Source organism: Vibrio sp. VB16 (assembly GCF_015594925.2).
GTDB lineage: Bacteria > Pseudomonadota > Gammaproteobacteria > Enterobacterales > Vibrionaceae > Vibrio.
Genome location: NZ_CP087590.1, coordinates 2,503,384 through 2,526,363 on the forward strand (window position 1 = coordinate 2,503,384; position 22,980 = coordinate 2,526,363).

The window sequence follows — 22,980 nt, forward strand, 5'->3', positions numbered from 1 at the left end:
ACGATTCAAAACACGTTCTACATGAACATTCAACAGGCATTTTCAGGCCTAATTACAAATTCGAGATCAAAAAAACCGTGTATGGTGCTTAAAAACAACACTAATGTTGAAAAACCCTAAGGATTCTCGGTTGTTATTAGCGCCTCAAAACGAGATAATATAACATTAAGGATTTCCTAATATGAATTATCATGACTGACTATTTACTGTTACTAGTCGGCACTGTGCTGGTTAACAACTTTGTGCTGGTTAAATTTCTGGGCTTATGTCCCTTTATGGGGGTTTCCAAAAAGCTGGAAACCGCTATTGGTATGGGCTTAGCAACCACATTCGTACTGACACTTGCGTCCGTATGCGCTTACTTGGTTGAAACCTATATCTTGGCTCCGTTAGGAATAGAATACCTACGGACAATGAGCTTTATACTGGTGATTGCGTTTGTTGTGCAATTTACTGAGATGATTGTTCACAAAACCAGCCCAACGCTATATCGATTACTCGGGATATTTTTGCCCCTCATCACTACAAACTGCGCGGTGTTAGGCGTCGCCTTGCTAAACATTAATGAGAATCATAATTTTATTGAGTCCATTATTTACGGCTTCGGTGCAGCAGTCGGATTTTCCTTAGTCTTAGTTTTATTCGCCTCAATGCGCGAACGAATTGCCGCCGCCGATGTACCTTCTCCATTTCAAGGTGCATCTATCGCCATGATAACCGCAGGGTTAATGTCTCTGGCATTTATGGGCTTTACTGGATTGGTGAAGCTGTAATGGTATCAATATTCATTGCTATTCTCGCTATCGCTGCCCTCGCGGGTATATTTGGTGCTTTTTTAGGTTTCGCCTCTGTTCGCTTTAAGGTCGAAAGCGACCCCATTGTTGAACAAATAGACGCTATTTTACCGCAAACCCAATGTGGGCAGTGCGGTTATCCGGGTTGTAGGCCTTACGCAGAAGCCGTTGCCAACGGCGACAGTATCAGCAAGTGTACGCCAGGTGGACAAGCGGCTATCGAAAAAATAGCCGAATTGATGGGTGTCGAACCAGAGACAGAAAACCAAGATGATATCGAACCTATTAAAACCGTCGCGTATATACACGAAGACATGTGTATTGGATGCACAAAATGCATACAGGCCTGCCCCGTGGACGCTATTGTGGGAGGAACTAAAGCCTTGCATACGGTAATAGAAAGCGAATGTACTGGATGCGACTTATGTGTGGCTCCATGCCCAACCGACTGCATAGAAATGATACCGATTGAAACCACCATGGCTAACTGGAAATGGAAATTAGATACCATTCCAGCCGTAGATATAACAGATCAACCAGAAGCGCGAGTTAAATGAAAGATATGGTGCCATTAGTTGAAAGAATTCGTCATGGTGATATCTGGGACTTTCCTGGTGGCATTCACCCACCAGAAAACAAAACTCAATCTACTCAGACGCCTGTTAATAAAGCGCGTTTAACACACGAATTTATATTACCCATCAAACAGCATATTGGTCGCCCCGGAGATCTCGCAGTAAAAGTGGGCGATAAAGTGTTAAAGGGTCAACAACTGACTAAGTTTACCGATAGCTTTATGTTGCCTGTGCATGCACCTACATCGGGTGAAATTATTTCGATTGAGCCAAGACAAACTGCCCATCCTTCTGGTTTGACAGAAAACTGTTTTATATTAAAACCCGATGGCGAAGATAGATGGATCCCAAAAAGCCCATTAGCCAACTTTACATCAGAAACACCTGAACAACTTATAAACGTTATCCGACAGTCTGGCGTTGCGGGGTTAGGTGGTGCAGGTTTCCCTACTGGTCATAAGATTCAATCTGGTGTAGCTAAAACCGAAATTCTTATTATTAATGCTGCAGAGTGTGAACCCTACATCACCGCAGATGATATGTTGATGCGAGAAAATGCGACTGAGATTATTGAAGGTATTCAGGTGCTTGAGCACATTCTGAAGCCAGATTTGATTATTATTGCCGTCGAGGACAATAAGCCCGAAGCTATAAAAGCGCTAGAACTTGCCGCGCTAAACAGAAATTTGGTTATACGCGGAATTCCAACTAAATATCCTTCTGGCGGTGAAAAACAGCTAATAAAATTGTTGACTAATAAAGAGGTTCCTAAAAAAGGGATCCCCGCGGATATTGGTGTGCTGGTGCAAAATGTCGGGACCATTCATGCTATCAAAAAGGCGGTGATCGATGGAGAACCGCTAATTGAACGAATAGTAACATTAACGGGTAACACGTTCGCCCAACCTCAAAATATATGGGTGCGGTTAGGTACTCCCGTCCAGGCTTTATTAGACGAATATGGTTATACAGAAGATAAAAAATCACCTCGACTAATAATGGGTGGCCCTATGATGGGCTTTACTGTGCCTTCTGCGGCGGTACCTATAACCAAAACAACCAACTGTATTTTGGCACCAACAAAAAAAGAGATCGCACCCGAAAAAAGTGAAATAGCTTGTATACGATGCGGGCAGTGTGCTGAAGTTTGCCCGGCGTCTCTATTACCACAACAACTTTTTTGGTATTCAAAAGATAAAGATTTTGATAAGTGTGAAGAGTTAAACCTGTCTGATTGTATAGAGTGTGGTGCGTGCGCCTATGTCTGTCCAAGTGAAATACCGCTGGTTCATTATTATCGCCAGGCAAAGGCTGAAGTTCGCCTCCATAAAGAAGAAACCGAATCGGCTGAAAGAGCCAAATTACGATTTGAAGAACGTAAAGCAAGGCTTGAGAGAGACAAAGAACAACGGGATAATCGCTTTAAAGAAGCCGCTAAAAATCGCCGTAAGGAAATGGAAAAGTCGGATAATAACGATGGTGATGCTGTTGCCGCTGCTATTGCTCGTGTTAAGGCACAACAATCAACCTTGAAAAGTAGCTCTGAAGTTAAACCGGCTGTCGCCGCTGCAATAGCACGGGCAAAAGCAAAACAAGCCGAAGCGTTGAAATCTAGCAGTGAGACACCAGATAACTCAGAAATGGTCAGCTTACGCGAGGAGCGTAAACGCCTTGCCAGAGAACGAAAAGCAGAAAAAGACGCTACCCTATCGGCTCAGCCACCTGCCGAGAGCCGCCCATCCGAAGACACTGTCAATAAAAACCCTGCGGTTGCCGCCGCCATTGCACGCGCTAAAGCAAAAAAATTAGCACAAGCTGAAGCGGCAGAAAGTAACGAAACCACAACGTCACCAACAGAGAGTGAGACTGCCCCTGTTGAGGACAAGAAAAAGGCCGCCGTTGCCGCTGCCATTGCTCGCGCTAAAGCAAAAAAAGTAGCACAAACTGAAGCCGAAAAAGGTAACGAAACTACAACGTCACCAGCAGAGAGTGAGACTGCCCCTGTTGAGGACAAGAAAAAGGCCGCCGTTGCCGCTGCCATTGCTCGCGCTAAAGCAAAAAAAGCCGCGCAGGCTGCCGTACAAAACGTTAAGGAGAAAGAGTAGTGGCCTTTTTTATTGCCAGCTCGCCCCACACCCATCGCAGTAAGAGCACGCAAGACCTCATGAAGTGGGTTGCGATTGCTGCCATACCCGGCTTATTAGCTCAAACCTATTTCTTCGGTTGGGGAACGTTAATTCAATTATTGATTGCATTCGTTGTCGCCTTTTTATTAGAAAGCGCCGTCATGCTGTTTCGTAAACGTTCTCCGTTTAGCGCATTACGTGACTACAGTTTTATTGTTACCGCTTGGCTATTAGCTGTTGCCATTCCTCCCCTCTCACCATGGTGGATGATGGTCATTGGGTTGTTTTTTGCCATTGTCGTTGCTAAACAACTGTACGGTGGCCTTGGGCAAAATCCTTTTAACCCAGCCATGATTGCCTACGTCGTACTACTTATCTCATTTCCTTTGCAAATGACAAGCTGGATAGCGCCTGATTCTTTAAACCCTTCCGATATTAGCTTGTACGATTCATGGAAGTTGATCTTTACTGGCTTTAACGACGATGGTTTTTCTCTACAACAGGTCCGAGCAGGTATAGATGGCATAACAATGGCTACGCCGCTTGATGCTTTTAAAACGGCAGTAAGGTCATCGATGCCTGCCAATGAAATTATGTCTCTGCCTCCGTTTTCCATCATTGCAGGAACCGGATGGGAATGGGTAAACATGGCCTATCTTTTAGGTGGAATTGCACTTGTAAAGCAACGAATCATTCAGTGGTATATCCCTGCGGGATTCTTGCTAGGTCTTATTTTTATCAGTAGTGTTAGTTATCTCTTTTCCCCAAATACGGTAGCAAGTCCCCTTCTGCATCTTTTTTCTGGCGCGACAATGCTTGGCGCATTTTTCATTGCAACGGATCCCGTTACCGCTTCAACGACCGTCAAAGGAAGGTTGTTATTTGGGTTTTTCATCGGAACTTTAGTCTTTGTTATCAGAACTTGGGGCGGGTATCCGGACGGCGTTGCTTTCGCCGTGCTTATTGCGAACATGATGGTTCCTTTTATTGACCGTTATACAAAACCAAGAACCTATGGGCACTAAGGAAAAATATGTTAACCGCGATTAAAAAAAACGGCGCGACATTAGCTATCTTTGCTTGCGCTTGTACAGGTCTCGTAGCGATTACTCATTACTTGACTGAAGATACCATCTTGCAGCAAGAGCGAGACCAACTAAAATCGATACTTAACGAAGTGATACCGCATCAGATGCATGACAATGAACTCTATTCGGCTTGTACTTTGGTACAGTCGGTGCAACTCGGTAGCGACGATCCATTGCCCGCTTACATCGCAACAAAAAATGGACGGCCAAGTGCTGTTGCAATAGAGGTTATTGCACCTGATGGCTATAACGGGAAAATAAAGCTAATTGTCGGCATTGATTCTCAGGGTGTAGTAACGGGTACACGCGTACTTGCTCATAGAGAGACACCGGGGTTAGGTGACAAAATTGACACGAGAATATCCAATTGGATCGACGGTTTCATAGGTAAACAGGTCACACAAGATAACCTTGATAGTTGGAAAGTAAAGAAAGATGGTGGTCAGTTTGATCAATTCACTGGCGCAACCATTACCCCTAGAGCCGTCGTAAAAGCAGTAAAACGAGGCGTCATCTTCTACAATGAAAACCACGACGCTTTACATTCTCAACCGCTAAATTGTGGAGAAGACAATGGGTGAACATAAAATACTGCTGCAAAATGGTTTATGGAAAAACAATCCAGTTTTGGTTCAGCTTTTGGGCCTTTGCCCCTTGCTTGCCGTCTCATCTACGGTAACGAACGCATTAGGATTGGGCATCGCTACTACTCTTGTTCTTATTGGCTCCAATTTAATCGTGTCGCTAGTACGTGATTACGTAGCAAAAGAGGTGCGTCTTCCTGTTTTTGTTATGATCATTGCGGCACTGGTGACCTGTGTGCAACTGCTCATGAATGCTTATGCCTACGGCTTGTACTTATCACTTGGTATCTTCATCCCTCTCATAGTGACCAACTGTATAATTATCGGTCGCGCTGAAGCTTACGCGGCAAAAAACGAACCACTACCTGCCGCTCTAGATGGTTTATGGATGGGGTTTGGCATGACATCCGTACTTGTTTTACTAGGCACGATACGCGAAGTAATAGGGAATGGTACCTTATTTGATGGGGCAGATGTGTTACTTGGCAGTTGGGCAACCTCGCTACGAATTGAAATATTTCACGTTGAAAGTAACTTCTTATTAGCGATGTTGCCACCGGGTGCATTTATCGGTGTTGGATTCATTATCGCCTTCAAAAACGTGATTGATTCACACATCGCTGCTCGAAAACCAAAAGTAAAAAAACCTGTTATTGAACGGGTTAGAGTCACTAACTAACCTGAATTTGGGGAAAACGATGAACAATGCAAAACGGATTGTAATTCTTGAAAGACTACGAGACAACAACCCTAACCCTCAAACAGAATTAAACTGGAATTCACCTTTTGAACTACTGATTGCGGTATTGCTCTCTGCTCAAGCGACAGATGTTAGTGTTAATAAAGCGACGAACAAGCTTTATCCGGTCGCTAACACGCCGAAAGCCATCCTGGATTTAGGTGTTGAAGGTGTAAAAGAGTACATCAAGACCATTGGGTTATTTAATTCTAAGGCGGAGAATGTCATTAAGACCTGCCGCATTTTACTTGAAGAACACAACAGCGTAGTACCAGAGAATAGAGAATCTTTAGAAGCGCTACCTGGTGTGGGTAGAAAGACGGCCAATGTCGTTTTAAACACTGCATTTGGTTGGCCGACAATTGCTGTTGATACGCATATCTATCGGGTTTCCAATCGAACAAAGCTTGCCATGGGCAAAACCGTTGATAACGTAGAGCAAAAGCTTTTAAAGGTCATTCCAAAAGAATTTAAACTCGATGTTCACCACTGGCTTATCTTACATGGACGTTATACGTGCATCGCCAGAAAACCACGCTGTGGCAGCTGTATCATAGAAGATCTGTGTGAGTACGCTTCGAAAACAGAATTGTAATGATAAACGAGTTAAAATATCGATTAATAGCCTCAGCATAGCTGGCTGCTAAATATAAAAACAGGGAGAAGTACAATGTCAAATGGTCGCGTGTTACACACAATGTTACGAGTCGGTAATTTAGACCGTTCTATCGAATTCTATACCAACGTTATGGGCATGAAGTTACTTAGAAAAAATGAGAATTCAGAATATAAATATACCCTAGCATTTGTCGGTTTTGGCGATGAGTCTCAGGGGTCGGTTATTGAACTTACCTACAATTGGGGTACGTCAGAATACGAAATGGGCAATGCCTTTGGTCATATCGCTATCGGTGTGGATGACATCTATACGACTTGCGATGCAATTAAAAACGCGGGTGGCAACGTTACGCGTGAGCCGGGCCCCGTTAAAGGTGGTACGACACAAATCGCCTTTGTTAAAGACCCAGACAACTATATGATTGAATTAATTCAGAATAAAGAAGCAAGCGAAGGCCTTGAAGGGTAACCTTGAATTTTAATTGACTCTCGCTCTGAACGAACCGTCAGTTCACATCTAGAGTCAATTAATCGCCTTATTCTTTAACTATTGCCACTGTATTATCCAATGGCAAAGCACCCCACCAATACTAACCGAATGGATTCAGGCGTCCGATAAAACGACACGTTTCAATGTGTGTGGGTGCAGTTTTATACATACTCCATCCCTTTTAAACGCAACGGTCGGATTAGCTAAGCGCTCACCCTCTCCTTTAGGGCTAGAAATCTTAGTCGTTATTCCTAGCTGCGCCATTTTACCCCACGTATCGTTCAATTTAGGAATGCGCAACTTTAGCTCTTCTAAGTACTCGTCTGCCGTCATTGCTTCAGATGGAATAACAAACTCTATGTGCTCCCATCCTTGCTCTGGATAGAGCTTACCTTTTGCTGGATAAGGTAATTCTAAGCATTCTACCTTCCAGTCTTGTACTGAAATAGGGTGTTCGAGTTCCAACACAATAATCGGTCGACCATTGATATGCACAGAAGAAATCACCCGACCAAATTCTAACCACGCTTCATGAGCTTGCTCTGTTAACTGGTAATCATTGATACGGAGAGCAATGTGATCGGCTTGATACATTGTCAAATCAAGCCCAATGTCTTGCATCAATTTGGTGATTTTATCTGAAAACTGTGACACGTTTTTTAGCATTTGCACAGGTGTTAACTCGCATTCAAACAACCGGTTAGTCATAGTGGGTTACTCTATTTGTCAATTTGTTCCCGATATTATCAATAACAACGAAAAAAAGTATAACAATTTGTTTTTCTTTATCTGTTAGCCAAGGGGTTAACTTGCTATTATTACCCTCATTTTTATAAACAAATATGCCGTATGCGTCCTATGTTGGCTCACGCAAGAACGCCGAAAACGCATAGCAATACAATTCTAAGAATTGAAGGAATCTCGTGTGAATATCCAAGCACTTATTAATGACAAAGTATCTCTGGCTCTTGTAGCCGCTGGCGCACCTGAAGGCAGCCCTGCTGCTGTACGCCAATCTGCAAAAGCACAATTTGGTGACTACCAAGCAAATGGCGTAATGGGCGTTGCAAAAAAATTAGGCATTAACCCAAGAGAATTTGCTCAAAAAGTATTGGACGTACTCGATCTTGATGGCATCGCTAGCAAAACAGAAATTGCTGGTCCTGGTTTCATCAATATTTTTCTAAGTGAAGCATTCCTTGCAAGCCAAGCTGAGTTAGCACTCGCTGATGACCGTTTAGGCGTTGCAGTAGAAGAACAAAAGACTATCGTCGCGGACTATTCCGCGCCAAACGTAGCAAAAGAAATGCACGTAGGGCACCTACGTTCAACTATCATTGGTGATGCAGTTGTTCGTACCCTTGAATTTCTTGGCCATAACGTCGTGCGTGCTAACCATATTGGTGATTGGGGTACTCAGTTCGGTATGCTTATCGCTAACCTAGAGCGTATTCAAAAAGAATCTGGTGAAGTATCAATGGAGCTATCTGACCTTGAAACTTTTTACCGTGAGTCAAAAAAGCTGTACGATGAAGACGAGGAATTTGCCAAGATCGCTCGTAGCTATGTCGTAAAACTTCAAGGCGGGGATCAATACTGCGCTGAGATGTGGAAAAAACTTGTCGATGTCACGATGATTCAGAACCAACATAATTATGACCGTTTGAGTGTTTCCCTTACCCGTGATGATGTGATGGGTGAAAGCATGTACAACGACATGCTGCCGGGTATTGTTGCTGATCTACAAGAAAAAGGTCTCGCCGTAGAAAACGACGGCGCTCAGGTTGTTATTCTGGACGAATACAAGAATAAAGATGGCGAACCGATGGGTGTTATCATCCAGAAGCGTGATGGTGGTTTCCTTTACACGACTACTGACATTGCCTGTGCGAAATACCGTTACGAAACGCTAAAAGCAGACCGCGTATTATACTTCATCGATTCCCGTCAGCATCAACATCTAATGCAAGCTTGGACAATCGTTCGTAAAGCGGGTTATGTACCTGAAGAAGTCACGCTAGAGCATCACGCTTTTGGCATGATGCTTGGTAAAGATGGTCGCCCATTTAAAACGCGTGCTGGCGGTACGGTTCGCCTAGCTGACTTACTAGACGAAGCACAAGTTAGAGCGCAAAAGCTTATTGAGAGTAAAAACCCTGAATTAGGCGAAGCTGAAAAAGAAGCCATTGCTGCTACCGTTTCAATGGCTGCAGTAAAATACGCTGACCTATCAAAGCATCGCACAACCGACTATATCTTTGACTGGGATAACATGTTGGCTTTCGAAGGCAATACCGCGCCATACATGCAGTATGCGTATACTCGTGTCGCATCTATCTTTGCAAAAGCGGGCATCTCAATGGATGGCATCACTGGTGACATAGTGATTACTGAAGAGAAAGAGAAGGCCATTATCGCGAAACTACTTCAATTTGAAGAAGCAGTTCAATCTGTTGCACGTGAGGGTCAACCCCATATCATGTGTAGTTATTTGTTTGAATTGGCGGGTCTATTCTCTAGCTTCTATGAAGCCTGTCCTATTCTGGTTGCAGAAAACGAATCCATTAAACACAGTCGTCTGAAGTTAGCGGCATTAACCGCGAAAACAATCAAGCAAGGCTTATCACTACTTGGTATAGATACGCTAGAACGTATGTAATCTTTACACTAGGAAAAGCCCCGTATAATACGGGGCTTTCTTTTATATATCTTGCTGCAAATTAACCGCTTATTGCTTATTACCATTCTCATTACATGTTATAAATAGACATCATGACACAACAGAGATCTTCGTGATGGCTTTTGCATTACATCCTCAATTAGAACAAGACACATCTAAGATTGGTGAGTTCCCTTTATGTACCATTCTTCTTAATAAAGACGACAGTGTACCGTGGATAATTCTGGTACCGAAGGTCGATGGCGTAAAAGAATTACATCAGTTATCAATGGATCAGCAGCATCAGTTTTTGATTGAAAGCCAAATTATCTCGAGGATGTTAGAAGCGCTTTTTTTACCCGATAAGCTAAATCTGGGCGCATTAGGCAATATGGTCCCTCAACTGCATATTCACCATGTTGCTCGTTTTATATCTGATATCGCATGGCCGCGGCCAATCTGGGGAAATACTGCAGGTAGGTATCGAACGAATGATGAACAGAGCGCATTAATTAAGAAAGTAACGGGTGAGTTACTAAAGAGCCGTGTGTTTCAGAAACAGTAGGCTCTTTGTGTTTATAAGTGAAAATATAAAAAATTATGACTACGAGATAACGGTCATTTGAATATCGTTGCTATGAACTGCCCTATACCGTATTTGCCTGACGTTATCTCTCTTATCCAGATCCACTATCCGCGATAGTGAACCTTTTGTCACCCATACCTCCAGCATCGCATCGACACCGTCTTCACTCAGGGCGAATTTCTTAGCTAATTCAGTGCGCGTAACACTACCCTGTTCAAAAATGTATGCTTTGAGGTCAGAAAGAATCAAACCAATGCCTCGGTTAAGGTCATCTGTTTCTGCCCTTCTTTCTTAAGTAAGAAGTAGGTTCCAATCCAAACAACAAGAACACCGACAATCCATGAGGCACTCGTTACTGGTTGCGCGTTGAAGTGCATAACGTTGTAATAAAGTGCAGCTCCAGTATAGGCAAGCAACATGGTCCAGCTTGCAATAAATGCAGCATACTTGCGACCAAACTCTTTCATGTACGCGCCCATTGCGGCAACACAAGGTGTATAAAGCAGTATGAAAATTAGGTAAGAAAATGCAGCGTGTCCTGTAACAAAATTGGATTTAAGATTACCAAAAATGCTCGTATCTACTTCTTGCTCTTCCGCAACCGTCGCTATATCGGTAAGGTCACCAACCTCTATACCCATCGGATCACTGAAACTCAATCCCATCAAGTTTTCTGGAATTGTCATTACCGCTTCTTCAATACTAGCGGCCAGATCAAACTCTGCACCCTCGCCATTATCCGGAGAAGAATACAGACTATTCAAGGTGCCAACGACGGCTTCCTTAGCGAATATCCCGGTAATAATACCTACCGTTGCAGGCCAGTTATCGTCGCTTACACCAATAGGTCCAAAAACTGGAGTGATGACTTGAGCGGCTTTAGATAATACTGATTTATCACTGTCTTCATTGCCAAATGAACCATCTGTGCCCAACGAATTGAAGAAGCTCAATATCGTCACCACGACAACAATCGTCTTACCGGCACCCAACACAAAACGCTTCAATTTCTGCCAGGTTTTTATGAGTACATTTTGCACGGTTGGAATTTCATAATCGGGCATTTCCATGATCAACGCATCACTTGAGCCAGGGTAGAGCGTTTTCTTTAATAGCATCCCAGTCGCAACCGCAGCAAGTATCCCCAAAATATAGAGAGCGAATACGACGTTTTGACCACTGCCTGGAAAGAAAGCCGCAGCAAAAAGAGCGTATACAGGCAAGCGTGCACCACAGGACATAAATGGCGCCATTGATGCGGCCAGTTTACGCTCACGTTCTTGATCCAATGTTCGAGTGGCCATAATCGACGGTACGTTACAGCCAAATCCGAGTACTAGCGGTACAAACGCTTTACCTGGCAAGCCGATTTTTTGCATGACTTTATCTAAAACAAACGCCGCTCGTGCCATATAACCCGAGCTTTCAAGAACCGCTAAGAACAGGTACAAGGCGGCTATCACAGGGATAAATGTCGCCACCGTTTGAATACCACCTCCCACACCGTCAGCAATCAAAGTAACAAGCCAAATAGGAAGATGGGCGTCTAATAGGTAGTGTCCACCATCGACCAGAAGTGCACCGACGCTGATATCAAAAAAGTCGATAAATGCACTACCAATGTTGATAGAGAACATAAACATCAAATACATAACAACAAAGAAAAAGGGTACCCCAACCCACTTGTTTAAAATAAACAGATCCGCTTTTTCTGTAAAGCTACGGCTCAATTTCCCTTCGGACTTGCGGATATGTTTCAGTTCATTGTGTATAAAAGAGTATTTGGTATCAGCGACTTGAAGGTCGATATCAATCTCGACACTCAATATCGTTTGACGAACCTTGGCTCTATCTTCTTCAGTGAGACTATTTAGTATCAATGCGTCGTTCTCTAGCGCTCGTATTGCAAGCGCACGACTGGACACGGTCTCTTCATTCCAAATTAACGCTAAAGTCCCGATAGCCTGTTCTAGGTCATTACCGTAGTCGAGGTTATGGACAGAAAGCGCCACACCTTGAAGTAGAATTTTATGGAGTTTTACTTTAAATTTATTAACTTGCTGTTGGTCGTTGGCAGAAAGAGTTAATACTGGACAACCAAGGGTCTTTTCAAGTGCTTTAACATCAAGAACCTGTCGCTCTCTGGAAAGCGTATCCATCTTATTCAGCACGACTATCATTGGTCGGCCGAGCTCTCTTAACTGCAGCGTTGTATACAAACTTCTTTCTAAGCAACTCGCATCTACAACGTTAATTATAAGATCGGCTGGATGCGTTAATACAGATCGTGAAGCGATGGACTCATCAATGCTATTCGCGTCATTTCCACTATCTAGAGCGTAGATACCGGGTAGGTCCGTTAGGCTAAATTTGTTGCCCGAATGATATAGAAATCCCGTTTTCTTCTCGACGGTGACACCAGGCCAGTTTCCTACCTGTTGCTTCGCACCGGTTAAAGCATTAAATAGCGTTGTTTTACCGCTGTTTGGATTCCCTACAGTGAGAATTTTATATTCAGTTTGCATTAGATTGCCTCGACATCAATTTCTGAAGCAATATTTTTACGTACTGCTAGAGACATTCCTCTAACTCGAACCTGAATAGGGTCACCCATTGGTGCGCGGCGAATCACTTTCACCTCAGTGTTCGGAAGCACGCCCATCACCATCAGTTTTTTTCGTAACTCTAATGTCAGATTTGAAAACGCCCTAATTTTTGCGCTTTCACCATCTTTCAATTCTGATAGTTTCATGGTTGGCCCTTAAATATGCTCAAATGATAATAATTTCTATTAAGGTATAGTATCAAGTAAGCGCATCATTTAAATTGTTCTATATCAACTTCCTTATTAAAAATAATTATCATTCAGATAAGCCTCTGAATGCCAACCATCCGCGAACACGTTGTCCCACTTAGTACCGTCGATTATTTTTGAGAAAAGAGCAAATATTAATATGACAAGCACTCTTTGTAAGCGCTTGCTAACCCTTCAATAAATCTAAAATAGGCACCACTCGTTGGTTCAAAATCGGTGGCTAATGGGTCGAGCACGCCAACAAATACATCGCTTCCACGTATGACAGACTCCACAGTGGCTGGCTTAAATTGGGGTTCGGAGAACACGCAAGATGCGGCACCGTTTTTCAGTGCACTACGGATCTGGATCAAGGTTTTTGCTCCGGGTTTTCTGTCTGGAGAAAGCGTAAAGTACCCAATTTTATTCAGTTGAAAATAGGATTCGAAGTATCCATAGGCGTCATGAAATACGTAGTAACCTTTGTTTTTATACGGAGCAAGATCGGCGGTTATCTTGGTGATACTCTTATCCAAATTGGAAACGAATTGAGCGAAATTAGCTTGATACTGAACGGCGTTTTCCTGATCTATTTCCGACAGCTTCAACGTAATTACACTCGCTATTTGCTTGACGAGTGTTGGACCAAGCCAGATATGTGGATCAACACGTCCATGGTCATGTCCTTCATGTGATGCTTCGTCAGAATCGTCATGCTCATCAATCGCGATATCACTTTCAGATAACTGAAGCGAGTTCTCTGACCCTAACAACACTTTCTCTAAAAACGGTTCTAACTCGGGCCCAAACCAGATAACGAGATCAGCGCGTTTTACCGTCTTTAGATCAGAGGGTTTCATCGCATAATCGTGCGGAGATGCTGTCGAACTGATTAACGATTTTGGTTCTGTAATACCTTGAGTGATCTCTATTGCGATTAGTTGAAACGGCTTAATGCTTGTAATAACCGTTGTCGCATAACTCAACGGAGATAACATTGTTAGCAAAAATAGAGAGGACTTGATGATTTTATTCATTTATACGCTACGTAATCTAGTTTAAATTTCAGCCCGAATGTTATATTATAACAAGTCGCTTTGTAAATGAGATTTATTCATGACCTCGCTTGTCAGGATGAAAAATATTAGTGTTCAGTTTGATGACCGTGATGTGTTAGACAACATTAGTTTAGAGATAAACACCAACGAAATAACCACCATTATCGGGCCGAATGGCGCCGGAAAATCGACGTTAATTAAAGCGCTTCTTGGATTGGTAAAGCCTTACAAAGGTCAGATAGAAAAGAAGAAAAAACTCACTATTGGTTACGTCCCTCAAAAACTCAAATTGAATGACACTTTACCGCTACACGTTGACCGGTTTCTTAAGTTAGCCGGAAAATATAGCAAGCAAGAAAGGATTACCGCACTCAAACTAGTCGGCGCAGAACATTTAGCTAGAAACGACATGCATCGGTTATCTGGAGGCGAAAACCAACGGGTTCTTCTTGCGAGAGCGCTGTTATTGAGGCCTGAACTTCTGGTTTTAGATGAACCCGCACAAGGTGTCGATGTTCAAGGACAAATTGAGTTATACAACCTGATAGAAACCATACGACACCGTTTTCAATGTGCAGTACTGATGATCTCGCATGACCTACATTTGGTTATGGCCAAAACAGATAAAGTTATCTGTATCAACCACCATGTTTGTTGCTCTGGTGAACCCGAAACAATCAGTACCCACCCATCTTATGTCGCCTTATTTGGCAGGCCAAACGATGAGTCCCTCGCTTTTTATCATCACTCTCATAGCGGACACCACGATTTGTCCGGCTATCCAAAAGAGAAAGGTGATTGTTGTTCTGAAAACCATGAGGTAGCTCACCGTCATGATTGAGTTTTTGCTTCCCGCTATTTTCGCTGGATTGGGTATCGCCATCATAGCCGGACCATTAGGGTCTTTTGTTGTGTGGCGTCGTATGGCGTATTTTGGGGATACGTTAGCCCATGCATCACTGCTTGGCTTAGCGCTTGGTGTACTTTTAGATATCAATATCTACCTTGCACTTCTTGTTTGCTGCCTAGCCATAGCTCTCATTTTAGTCACCTTACAAAAGCGCCAACTCGTTGGGACAGATACCTTACTTGGTATCCTTGCGCACAGTGCTTTATCTTTAGGTTTGGTCTCTATTAGTTTTCTAGATGATGTACGAATAGACCTAATGAGTTACCTGTTTGGCGACCTGCTTTCGGTTTCCCCGTCGGACATCTATTTTATCTACCTTGGCGTCATCGTCATCTCAGTTATTCTTTACTATTTTTGGCAGCCATTGTTGTCGACAACAGTAAGTGAAGAGCTTGCCGCTGTTGAGGGTACCAATGTCGATCTTATGCGACTTATATTGATGCTACTTATCGGCACTGTCATCGCCGTAGGGATGAAGTTTGTTGGCGCATTGATTATTACGTCCCTGCTTATCATTCCTTCTGCTACCGCAAGGAAGTTCTCTAGTACACCAGAGCAAATGGTTTTCTTGTCATCCTTAATTGGTTGCGTTTCTGTGTTGCTAGGTATCGCGCTTTCGTGGCATTACGATACGCCGGCCGGCCCTTCTGTCGTGGTTTCTGCTGCAGTGCTGTTTATGCTGTCTCAATTTAAGAAGTCAGCTGAATAATTCCAAAAACATTCCATAAAATCATCAAGATTTAGACTAAAGCTTCTCACTCATATGCCGATACATTGGCATCGAGCGAGGAGCTAGCATGCAGTTAACCACAACGGACACATCAGAACCGGTCACCCTAGCAGTTATCAATGAACTGCAAGTGGGTGACAATATCTGTGCCGCCGTTAAACAGCATCGCCGAGCCGACTTCGCTCTGTTAGTCGCGATGTTTTCCGAAGATATTCGCGAAACGGTATCTATTACTCCTGTCGACCTAACGTCCAATTCAGAATCAGAGTTAAGAGACAAACTGCAGGTTCCTATCAGTGCTGAGCTGCGTTCGAATCAAGAAAGCTATCTCAAAGGGGCCAGAATATCTGAGCAATTTCACCAAGGTGGATTACAAAGCGCCAGATTGCAAAGCGGGTTGAACCCCGATTCGTTAGCTTATTTGACTGAGCACACACACGACTTAGGTGAAGATGTTTATCGAAACCTGTCTTTCCACACGAAAAGAGCGCTTAATAGCACCCCAGCACCGACCCTCAACGATCACCTCTATCAAAAACTTGTTATTAACCAGATGAGAAGCCAGATAAACCACTCTGTGTAATAACATTTATTAGTAAGTGCAACACCACCTATCATCAAATTACGTTTCACAAATAGGGTCGTTCAGTGTGAGATAAGCCTAACCCTGAACATTTAGTCGCACGAGAATTTGCATTTCATGATGCTATTCACAACTTGTTTGTTAATTATTAACCACTATTAAATCCATAACACCTTGAATTTGCCGCGCAGTATTAGAGGGAAACAATGGATATTAATGGTTCAGTTATTCTTATCACGTCTGCAGGCACACCGCTTGGTAGCACACTAGCGGTTCATTTTTCAGCATCTGGTGCAAAAGTAATTGCGATCGATACCGACGCCCAGAAACTGGATGAGATACATTTTCGCTGTAAAGAGAAGTCGACCACCGTCCTTACCTACCCTGTTGAAGACTATTCTGAAAGCAGTATTCAAGCGCTCTTCGAGACCATAAAGCAGGAACTTCAACTCTCAATTGATGTATTGATTAACTACTGGCCAAGCTTACCTTTACCCACATTGACTAACGGAATTAGTACAAAAAAATTTTCAGAGCAATTAACGTCACTCGCCTCCCCTATCTTCTGTTTTGGTCAAGCGGGTGCAGAACATATGCAACTCAACAAGAAAAAGAACTTAATCATCAACATGATTACCTTTCCACTTAGACAATCTAACATTGGACAAGACAGTGCGACGTGTATGGTTTCTGGCTTTACAAAAAGTTGGGCAAAGGAGTTAGCCCCTTTTAATATTCGCGTAGGCTGTGTCATACCCGGATGTTCTCATACCTCAAACAGCGACGAGATAGAACACTGGGCCGTCATTCAAGACGAGCTCATTCGGAGTGCAGAATATATTGTCTCCAACGAGTATTTTAATGGCCGGGTAATGGCAGCCGAGGCGTGATAGCAATGGCCTTGCTGTCGGCTCCATCGACTACATTTCATCTGATACGTTATTTAGTGGAATTAGTCTTACTTTCGGAGCGAAACATCGGGTTTCCTAAGTTCTGAACATAAAAAAACCCATTGAGATAATCAATGGGTTTTTTTATGTTCAGAACTTAGGAAACCCATTGAGATAATCAATGGGTTTTTGTCTCTATATTGAGAGAATTACGTGCTAGCGAAAACTCTCTAACTCAACAAGACTTACTTTTTCTTCGCTATTATAGCGGCTGGCTTTTGATCATCTTTCTTCTTGATAACCGTTGTACCTTCGAAGGTTTCACCTTCAACGTACGGCTGACCATGGAAAGAAGTCAATAGTACTTCTTTAAGCTCAGAAATTAGCGGGTAACGAGGATTCGCACCAGTACACTGGTCATCGAACGCGTCGATAGAAATCGCATCAACTTGTGCTACAAAATCAGCCTCAGAAACGCCCGCCGCTTTGATTGATAAAGGAATATCTAAATCAACCTTAAGTTCTTCTAACCAAGTAAGTAGACGCTCGATTTTTTGAGCGGTACGGTCGCCAGCTTGAGATAGACCCAAGTGGTCAGCAACCTCTGCATAACGACGACGCGCTTGTGGGCGGTCGTATTGTGAGAATGCAGTTTGCTTAGTTGGGTTGTCATTTGCGTTATAACGAACGGTGTTCGAGATAAGTAGTGCGTTAGCAAGACCGTGTGGCAAATGGAACGCATTACCAATCTTGTGCGCCATTGAGTGACAAACACCTAGGAATGCGTTAGCAAACGCGATACCCGCGATTGTTGCTGCATTGTGTACTTTCTCACGAGCGATTGGGTCATTTGCACCGTTCGCATAGCTTGAAGGTAGGTATTCTTTAAGCATCTTAAGCGCTTGAAGAGCTTGACCATCTGAGTATTCGTTCGCAAGTACTGAAACGTAAGCTTCTAGTGCGTGAGTTACGGCATCGTAACCACCAAATGCAGTTAGAGACTTAGGCATGTTCATTACAAGGTTTGCATCAACGATAGCCATCTGAGGTGTTAGCTCATAATCCGCTAGAGGATACTTAGCACCTGTTTTGTCGTCAGTAACAACGGCAAACGGAGTCACTTCTGAACCAGTACCTGAAGTAGTGGTAATACAAACAAGTTCTGCTTTTTTGCCCATTTTAGGGAACTTATAGATACGTTTACGGATATCCATAAAGCGCATTGCTAGTTCTTCAAATGCTGTATCTGGGTGCTCATACATAACCCACATGATCTTCGCAGCATCCATCGGTGAACCACCACCAAGAGCGAGAATAACGTCAGGCTGGTAGCTTTGCATTTGAGCGGCACCTTTTTCAACAACAGATAGCGTTGGATCTGCTTCTACGTCGAAGAAAGTTTGAACTTCCATACCTTGTGCTTTAAGTAGGTTTACGATTTCATCAGCGTAGCCGTTGTTGAATAGGAAACGGTCCGTTACAAGGAACGCACGTTTCTTACCTTCTAGGTCGCCAAGTGCGATTGGAAGGCTACCACGACGGAAGTAGATTGATCTTGGAAGTTTATGCCACAACATGTTTTCAGCTCTCTTAGCAACAGTTTTTTTGTTGATTAGGTGTTTAGGACCCACGTTTTCAGAGATAGAGTTACCACCCCATGAACCACAACCAAGCGTAAGAGAAGGTGCAACATTAAAGTTATAAAGATCACCGATACCACCATGAGTAGTTGGGATGTTTATAAGAATACGAGCTGTTTTAAGTTTGTCACCGAAGTAACGAATACGATCCGCGTTTACATCTTGGTCAGTGTAAAGACCAGAAGTGTGGCCGATGCCACCAATCTCTACCATTGTAACCGCTTGAGCTACCGCGTTTTCAAATGAAGACGCGCGGAACATACCTAACGTTGGAGAGAGTTTTTCATGAGCGAACTCGTCGTCATAAGAGACTTCACCAAGGCCTTCACCAACAAGAATCTTAGTATCCGCAGGAACTTTGATACCCGCCATTTCAGCGATTGCTGTCGCAGGTTGTCCTACAATTTTAGCATTAAGTCCGCCGTCGATAAGCAGTACTTTACGTACTTTATCTGCGTCAGGTTTGCTTAATACGTGACCTTTGTGAGAAGCGAAACGCGCTTTAACTTCGTCATATACTTCATCCATAACGATGACGGCTTGCTCAGAAGCACAAACAACACCGTTATCGAACGTTTTAGACATAAGAATAGAAGCGACTGCACGTTTAACATCTGCAGTGTCATCGATAACAACTGGAACGTTACCTGCACCAACACCGATAGCTGGCTTACCAGAAGAGTAAGCGGCTTTAACCATGCCTGGACCACCAGTTGCAAGGATAAGAGCGATACCGTCATGCTTCATAAGCGCGTTTGAAAGCTCTACAGATGGTTGGTCAATCCAACCAATGATATCTTTTGGCGCACCCGCTGCTACTGCTGCATCTAATACAATTTTTGCTGCATCGTTAGTCGAGTTTTTTGCGCGTGGGTGTGGCGAGAAGATGATACCATTACGTGTTTTTAACGAGATTAAAGATTTAAAAATCGCTGTTGACGTTGGGTTAGTTGTTGGAACGATACCACAGATAATACCGACTGGTTCTGCAATAGTCATGGTTCCCATGCTGACGTCTTCGTCTAATACACCACACGTTTTCTCATCTTTATACTTGTTATAGATAAACTCAGAAGCAAAGTGGTTTTTGATAACCTTGTCTTCAATGATACCCATGCCAGACTCGGCAACCGCTTGTTGTGCAAGAGGTATACGAGCTTGGTTAGCAGCAAGAGAAGCCGCGCGGAAAATTTTATCTACTTGCTCTTGAGAGAAGGTAGAAAATTCTTCTTGTGCGATTTTAACTCGTGCTACTAAAGCATCTAGTTCAGCCAAATTTGTTACAGGCATAATTAATCTCCATAAATTAAAAAATATTAAAAACTCTTTATTAAGGCTGTTGAGCTCTTGCTTTGAATCGTTCATTCACCATTTGAGGTAAAGTGAAAGAACACTACAAACTTAGTAAATTGCTTTCAGTACTGAGTATAATATTTCACAGCTTGAAATTAATTGACTCAGATCAGTTCTGAAAAACTAATTACCTCATTAGGGGTAACTAACTTCTACAATCGAGTCTATCACTTTGTTTTTAAAAATAAAAATAAAAAAATTTAATGTTCAAAAAAAATATAACCTAAGGCATGTAAGTGTTTCTTAAATAACAGATTTCGTAAAAAACTTTCACTTTACTTACAAATAACCAACTTAACCACAAGAACGACGTGCTACTAAGCAGTATATAGCTTGTTTTTGACAACACCACTTAACATGGCCATATTTCTCAAAAATGTGCGCTTTTTAACAAAATATTCACCAATTGTTATAGGTGATTACGTCCCTCGCTTCTTTCTACAGAAGAACCTCCCTATACTAGACGGTGTTATCGCTCAAATTGAACACAACCCAAAACTAGGATAAAAGTGCAAAATGGACCAAGGGAATAAAACGCTTAAGCATAAAACGTATGTCATTATATTTGGTACCCATACCACCGCAGGAAAGGTTTTCGACATATGCGTCATTGTCGCTATTTTGCTCTCTTTATTGGTGCTACTACTCGATTCTGTCTCTTCTATCAGCAGAGAGTGGTCAGACACGTTTCATTTCTTAGAGTATGGGTTCACTGGCCTCTTCACTATTGAGTACTTAATTCGACTCTGGTGTTCACCAAAACCTACCGCTTATGCCAAAAGCTTTTATGGCATCATCGACGTACTCGCTATCCTCCCTACCTATTTGACGATCATCTTCCCTTCTGCGTCTTTCATGACCGTGATTCGATTGATAAGAGTTTTAAGGATTTTCCGAATATTAAAACTTGTAAGATACCTACAAGACTCCAACATATTACTTAGGTCTCTACTCATGTCGCGCCGGAAGATATTTATATTCTTTAGCGCCGTCGCCATATTAGTCACCATTTTTGGTGCTTTGCTCTATGTGATTGAAGGACCGGAACACGGATTCACCAGCATCCCTCAAAGTATCTATTGGGCCATTGTGACCATTACCACCGTTGGTTACGGTGATTTGGTACCTCAAACTGGGTTGGGCAAAGCGGTTGCGGCCATAACGATGTTATTGGGTTACTCTATTTTGGCCGTTCCTACGGGTATTATTACCGCCGAATTGAGTCAAGAAATGAATTCGCACAAAAGTTTGGTCAAATGTCCTAACTGTATGAAAAGCGGACACGATCCTGACTCTATGTTTTGTAAACATTGTGGCAGTGAGCTTGCGGATCCGGACAATCGAGTAGTGCCTGCAGATGATGAGTAAAAAAAAAGGCGCAACTTAAAAAGTAATGCGCCTTTTATATGTTCTATATTTACTTCAATGAAAAAGCTTGATTAAAAACAATTCAATGACGAATCATCTCCTATTTTGATTCAAGAATTATTCTCAATGTTCTACGAAGCGGTTCAGCCGCCCCCCACAACAGTTGGTCACCAACTGTAAATGCATTCAGGAAATCATTACCCATCGTCATTTTACGTAAGCGACCCACAGGGACAGAAAGTGTGCCGGTTACTTTCGCAGGGCTCAGCTCTTGTGAGGTAATGTCGCGATCATTAGGAATGACTTTAACCCATTCATTATGAGACGCGATAATGTCTTCTATCTCGTCCATTGGTACGTCTTGCTTGAGTTTGATGGTCAAGGCTTGAGAGTGACAACGCATTGAACCGATTCTGACACAGGTTCCATCTATAGGAACAGGGCTCTGATCAAGTCCAAGAATCTTATTCGTCTCGACTGTCGCTTTCCATTCTTCTTTACTCTGACCATTATCGCGTTTTACATCAATCCAAGGGATAAGTGAACCTGCTAGAGGAACACCAAACTGATCTGTCGGGAAAGAGGATGAACGGATTGTTTCTGCCACTTTTCTGTCGATATCTAAGATCGAGCTAGATGGATCAGCGAGCTCTGTACTAACAGATTCACTAATGGTGCCCATTTGAGAAATAAGTTCACGCATGTTTTTCGCACCAGCGCCAGAAGCCGCTTGATACGTCATTGCACTCATCCACTCTATCATGCCTTTTTCATATAGGCCGCCCAGTCCCATCAGCATCAAGCTAACGGTACAGTTGCCACCCACAAAGGTATTGGTTCCACTCACGATGCCTTGTTGAATCTGTGCTAGATTTACTGGGTCAAGCGTAATAATTGCATCGTCTTTCATGCGAAGCGTCGACGCCGCATCTATCCAATACCCTTTCCAACCAGCTTGGCGTAATGCTGGATACACTTTTTCTGTATAACCACCACCTTGACAGGTAATAATGGCATCGAGCTGTTTTAAACTCTCAATATCAAAAGCATCTTGTAACATCCCTGTCTCTTTTCCAAGCTGAGGTGCTGGAATACCAATCTGAGACGTACTATAAAAAACGGGTTCGATATGGTCGAAATCTTTTTCTTCTACCATACGCTGCATTAAAACAGAGCCGACCATACCACGCCAGCCAACTAGACCTACTCTCATCATTTTCTACACTCCGTGTGAATTCAATATATCTCCTTCCATAATTAATGATTTATTGATAAAAAAACAAGTTTTTTTATGTGAAACTCAAAAAAATCTAATCAATCGGCTATTTTCAATCGTTTACTAGAAAGGCATTTGATAATTACTCTCGTTAGGCTTGTCGCTACGCGGCCAAAATG

Annotated in this window: 22 protein-coding genes; 15 read left to right on the forward strand and 7 right to left on the reverse strand. The window is 42.9% G+C overall.

Annotation, left to right across the window (positions count from 1 at the left end):
* Window positions 1-191 precede the first annotated feature (191 nt).
* The 8 genes from rsxA (at window position 192) to gloA (ending at window position 6,993) form a co-directional block, all read left to right on the forward strand.
* A complete protein-coding gene (gene rsxA, locus IUZ65_RS11295) occupies window positions 192-773 on the forward strand; it encodes an electron transport complex subunit RsxA (RefSeq protein ID WP_195703822.1) in 582 nt (193 codons plus the stop codon).
* On the forward strand, window positions 773-1,351 hold the full coding sequence (gene rsxB, locus IUZ65_RS11300; RefSeq protein WP_195703823.1) for an electron transport complex subunit RsxB: 579 nt from the start codon (window positions 773-775) through the stop codon (window positions 1,349-1,351). The genes rsxA and rsxB overlap by 1 nt, the downstream gene beginning before the upstream one ends.
* Before the next feature lie 5 nt (window positions 1,352-1,356).
* Window positions 1,357-3,474: an electron transport complex subunit RsxC gene (gene rsxC / locus IUZ65_RS11305; RefSeq protein ID WP_195705093.1), complete on the forward strand. Its 2,118-nt coding sequence runs from the start codon at window positions 1,357-1,359 to the stop codon at window positions 3,472-3,474.
* The gene (rsxD, locus tag IUZ65_RS11310) at window positions 3,474-4,520 is read left to right on the forward strand and encodes an electron transport complex subunit RsxD (protein ID WP_195703824.1); all 1,047 of its coding nucleotides are present in this window, start codon (window positions 3,474-3,476) and stop codon (window positions 4,518-4,520) included. Before rsxC ends, rsxD begins: the two co-directional genes overlap by 1 nt.
* Before the next feature lie 8 nt (window positions 4,521-4,528).
* A complete protein-coding gene (rsxG, locus tag IUZ65_RS11315; protein WP_195703825.1) occupies window positions 4,529-5,164 on the forward strand; it encodes an electron transport complex subunit RsxG in 636 nt (211 codons plus the stop codon).
* Window positions 5,157-5,846 carry an electron transport complex subunit E gene (locus IUZ65_RS11320; protein WP_195703826.1) on the forward strand — a complete coding sequence of 230 codons (690 nt, stop codon included), beginning with the start codon at window positions 5,157-5,159 and terminating at the stop codon, window positions 5,844-5,846. The genes rsxG and IUZ65_RS11320 overlap by 8 nt, the downstream gene beginning before the upstream one ends.
* A gap of 19 nt (window positions 5,847-5,865) precedes the next feature.
* Window positions 5,866-6,501 carry an endonuclease III gene (nth, locus tag IUZ65_RS11325; protein WP_195703827.1) on the forward strand — a complete coding sequence of 212 codons (636 nt, stop codon included), beginning with the start codon at window positions 5,866-5,868 and terminating at the stop codon, window positions 6,499-6,501.
* Window positions 6,502-6,576: 75 nt separating this feature from the next.
* On the forward strand, window positions 6,577-6,993 hold the full coding sequence (gene gloA / locus IUZ65_RS11330; RefSeq protein ID WP_195703828.1) for a lactoylglutathione lyase: 417 nt from the start codon (window positions 6,577-6,579) through the stop codon (window positions 6,991-6,993).
* A 135-nt stretch (window positions 6,994-7,128) separates the two neighbouring features.
* On the opposite strand, the gene IUZ65_RS11335 is transcribed toward gloA, so the two are convergent.
* Window positions 7,129-7,722, reverse strand: a complete 594-nt coding sequence (locus IUZ65_RS11335) for a VOC family protein (RefSeq protein ID WP_195703829.1) — start codon at window positions 7,720-7,722, stop codon at window positions 7,129-7,131.
* A 217-nt stretch (window positions 7,723-7,939) separates the two neighbouring features.
* Between IUZ65_RS11335 and argS the strand changes: the two genes are divergently transcribed.
* Window positions 7,940-9,673, forward strand: a complete 1,734-nt coding sequence (gene argS, locus IUZ65_RS11340) for an arginine--tRNA ligase (RefSeq protein ID WP_195703830.1) — start codon at window positions 7,940-7,942, stop codon at window positions 9,671-9,673.
* A gap of 136 nt (window positions 9,674-9,809) precedes the next feature.
* Entirely contained in the window at window positions 9,810-10,238 is a 429-nt protein-coding gene (locus tag IUZ65_RS11345; RefSeq protein ID WP_195703831.1) for an HIT domain-containing protein, read from the forward strand.
* Between the two features lie 39 nt (window positions 10,239-10,277).
* Here the strand turns inward: IUZ65_RS11345 and IUZ65_RS11350 are convergent, their stop codons facing one another.
* The 4 genes from IUZ65_RS11350 to IUZ65_RS11365 form a co-directional block, all read right to left on the reverse strand.
* On the reverse strand, window positions 10,278-10,508 hold the full coding sequence (locus IUZ65_RS11350) for a FeoC-like transcriptional regulator (RefSeq protein WP_195703832.1): 231 nt from the start codon (window positions 10,506-10,508) through the stop codon (window positions 10,278-10,280).
* Entirely contained in the window at window positions 10,505-12,784 is a 2,280-nt protein-coding gene (gene feoB / locus IUZ65_RS11355; RefSeq protein ID WP_195703833.1) for a Fe(2+) transporter permease subunit FeoB, read from the reverse strand. Before feoB ends, IUZ65_RS11350 begins: the two co-directional genes overlap by 4 nt.
* Window positions 12,784-13,011 carry a FeoA family protein gene (locus IUZ65_RS11360; protein ID WP_195703834.1) on the reverse strand — a complete coding sequence of 76 codons (228 nt, stop codon included), beginning with the start codon at window positions 13,009-13,011 and terminating at the stop codon, window positions 12,784-12,786. The genes feoB and IUZ65_RS11360 overlap by 1 nt, the downstream gene beginning before the upstream one ends.
* A gap of 197 nt (window positions 13,012-13,208) precedes the next feature.
* Window positions 13,209-14,078: a zinc ABC transporter substrate-binding protein gene (locus IUZ65_RS11365; RefSeq protein WP_443083739.1), complete on the reverse strand. Its 870-nt coding sequence runs from the start codon at window positions 14,076-14,078 to the stop codon at window positions 13,209-13,211.
* A gap of 91 nt (window positions 14,079-14,169) precedes the next feature.
* Between IUZ65_RS11365 and znuC the strand changes: the two genes are divergently transcribed.
* The 4 genes from znuC (at window position 14,170) to IUZ65_RS11385 (ending at window position 17,224) form a co-directional block, all read left to right on the forward strand.
* Window positions 14,170-14,952, forward strand: a complete 783-nt coding sequence (znuC, locus tag IUZ65_RS11370) for a zinc ABC transporter ATP-binding protein ZnuC (protein ID WP_195703836.1) — start codon at window positions 14,170-14,172, stop codon at window positions 14,950-14,952.
* Window positions 14,945-15,730, forward strand: coding sequence for a zinc ABC transporter permease subunit ZnuB (gene znuB, locus IUZ65_RS11375; RefSeq protein WP_195703837.1), 786 nt, complete (start codon window positions 14,945-14,947; stop codon window positions 15,728-15,730). Before znuC ends, znuB begins: the two co-directional genes overlap by 8 nt.
* Before the next feature lie 88 nt (window positions 15,731-15,818).
* Entirely contained in the window at window positions 15,819-16,334 is a 516-nt protein-coding gene (locus IUZ65_RS11380) for a VC2046/SO_2500 family protein (protein WP_195703838.1), read from the forward strand.
* A gap of 206 nt (window positions 16,335-16,540) precedes the next feature.
* Window positions 16,541-17,224 carry an SDR family oxidoreductase gene (locus IUZ65_RS11385; protein ID WP_195703839.1) on the forward strand — a complete coding sequence of 228 codons (684 nt, stop codon included), beginning with the start codon at window positions 16,541-16,543 and terminating at the stop codon, window positions 17,222-17,224.
* A 245-nt stretch (window positions 17,225-17,469) separates the two neighbouring features.
* On the opposite strand, the gene adhE is transcribed toward IUZ65_RS11385, so the two are convergent.
* Complete coding sequence (gene adhE, locus IUZ65_RS11390; protein ID WP_195703840.1) at window positions 17,470-20,154, reverse strand: bifunctional acetaldehyde-CoA/alcohol dehydrogenase; 2,685 nt, start codon at window positions 20,152-20,154, stop codon at window positions 17,470-17,472.
* Window positions 20,155-20,733: 579 nt separating this feature from the next.
* Here adhE and IUZ65_RS11395 point away from each other — a divergent pair.
* Window positions 20,734-21,585, forward strand: a complete 852-nt coding sequence (locus IUZ65_RS11395) for an ion transporter (protein ID WP_195703841.1) — start codon at window positions 20,734-20,736, stop codon at window positions 21,583-21,585.
* A 100-nt stretch (window positions 21,586-21,685) separates the two neighbouring features.
* Here IUZ65_RS11395 and asd read toward each other — a convergent pair whose 3' ends face one another.
* Window positions 21,686-22,798, reverse strand: a complete 1,113-nt coding sequence (gene asd / locus IUZ65_RS11400) for an aspartate-semialdehyde dehydrogenase (protein ID WP_195705094.1) — start codon at window positions 22,796-22,798, stop codon at window positions 21,686-21,688.
* Between the last annotated feature and the right edge of the window lie 182 nt (window positions 22,799-22,980).

Excerpts from the sequence above, each read along its gene's own strand:
- IUZ65_RS11335 (WP_195703829.1), bottom strand. The coding sequence starts at position 7,722 with ATGACTAACCGGTTGTTTGAATGCGAGTTAACACCTGTGCAAATGCTA.
- asd (WP_195705094.1), bottom strand. The coding sequence starts at position 22,798 with ATGAGAGTAGGTCTAGTTGGCTGGCGTGGTATGGTCGGCTCTGTTTTA.
- IUZ65_RS11345 (WP_195703831.1), top strand. The coding sequence starts at position 9,810 with ATGGCTTTTGCATTACATCCTCAATTAGAACAAGACACATCTAAGATT.
- feoB (WP_195703833.1), bottom strand. The coding sequence starts at position 12,784 with ATGCAAACTGAATATAAAATTCTCACTGTAGGGAATCCAAACAGCGGT.
- gloA (WP_195703828.1), top strand. The coding sequence starts at position 6,577 with ATGTCAAATGGTCGCGTGTTACACACAATGTTACGAGTCGGTAATTTA.
- znuC (WP_195703836.1), top strand. The coding sequence starts at position 14,170 with ATGACCTCGCTTGTCAGGATGAAAAATATTAGTGTTCAGTTTGATGAC.
- IUZ65_RS11320 (WP_195703826.1), top strand. The coding sequence starts at position 5,157 with ATGGGTGAACATAAAATACTGCTGCAAAATGGTTTATGGAAAAACAAT.
- IUZ65_RS11385 (WP_195703839.1), top strand. The coding sequence starts at position 16,541 with ATGGATATTAATGGTTCAGTTATTCTTATCACGTCTGCAGGCACACCG.
- znuB (WP_195703837.1), top strand. The coding sequence starts at position 14,945 with ATGATTGAGTTTTTGCTTCCCGCTATTTTCGCTGGATTGGGTATCGCC.
- IUZ65_RS11395 (WP_195703841.1), top strand. The coding sequence starts at position 20,734 with ATGGACCAAGGGAATAAAACGCTTAAGCATAAAACGTATGTCATTATA.
- rsxG (WP_195703825.1), top strand. The coding sequence starts at position 4,529 with ATGTTAACCGCGATTAAAAAAAACGGCGCGACATTAGCTATCTTTGCT.
- IUZ65_RS11360 (WP_195703834.1), bottom strand. The coding sequence starts at position 13,011 with ATGAAACTATCAGAATTGAAAGATGGTGAAAGCGCAAAAATTAGGGCG.
- rsxC (WP_195705093.1), top strand. The coding sequence starts at position 1,357 with ATGGTGCCATTAGTTGAAAGAATTCGTCATGGTGATATCTGGGACTTT.
- adhE (WP_195703840.1), bottom strand. The coding sequence starts at position 20,154 with ATGCCTGTAACAAATTTGGCTGAACTAGATGCTTTAGTAGCACGAGTT.
- IUZ65_RS11380 (WP_195703838.1), top strand. The coding sequence starts at position 15,819 with ATGCAGTTAACCACAACGGACACATCAGAACCGGTCACCCTAGCAGTT.
- rsxA (WP_195703822.1), top strand. The coding sequence starts at position 192 with ATGACTGACTATTTACTGTTACTAGTCGGCACTGTGCTGGTTAACAAC.
- rsxB (WP_195703823.1), top strand. The coding sequence starts at position 773 with ATGGTATCAATATTCATTGCTATTCTCGCTATCGCTGCCCTCGCGGGT.
- nth (WP_195703827.1), top strand. The coding sequence starts at position 5,866 with ATGAACAATGCAAAACGGATTGTAATTCTTGAAAGACTACGAGACAAC.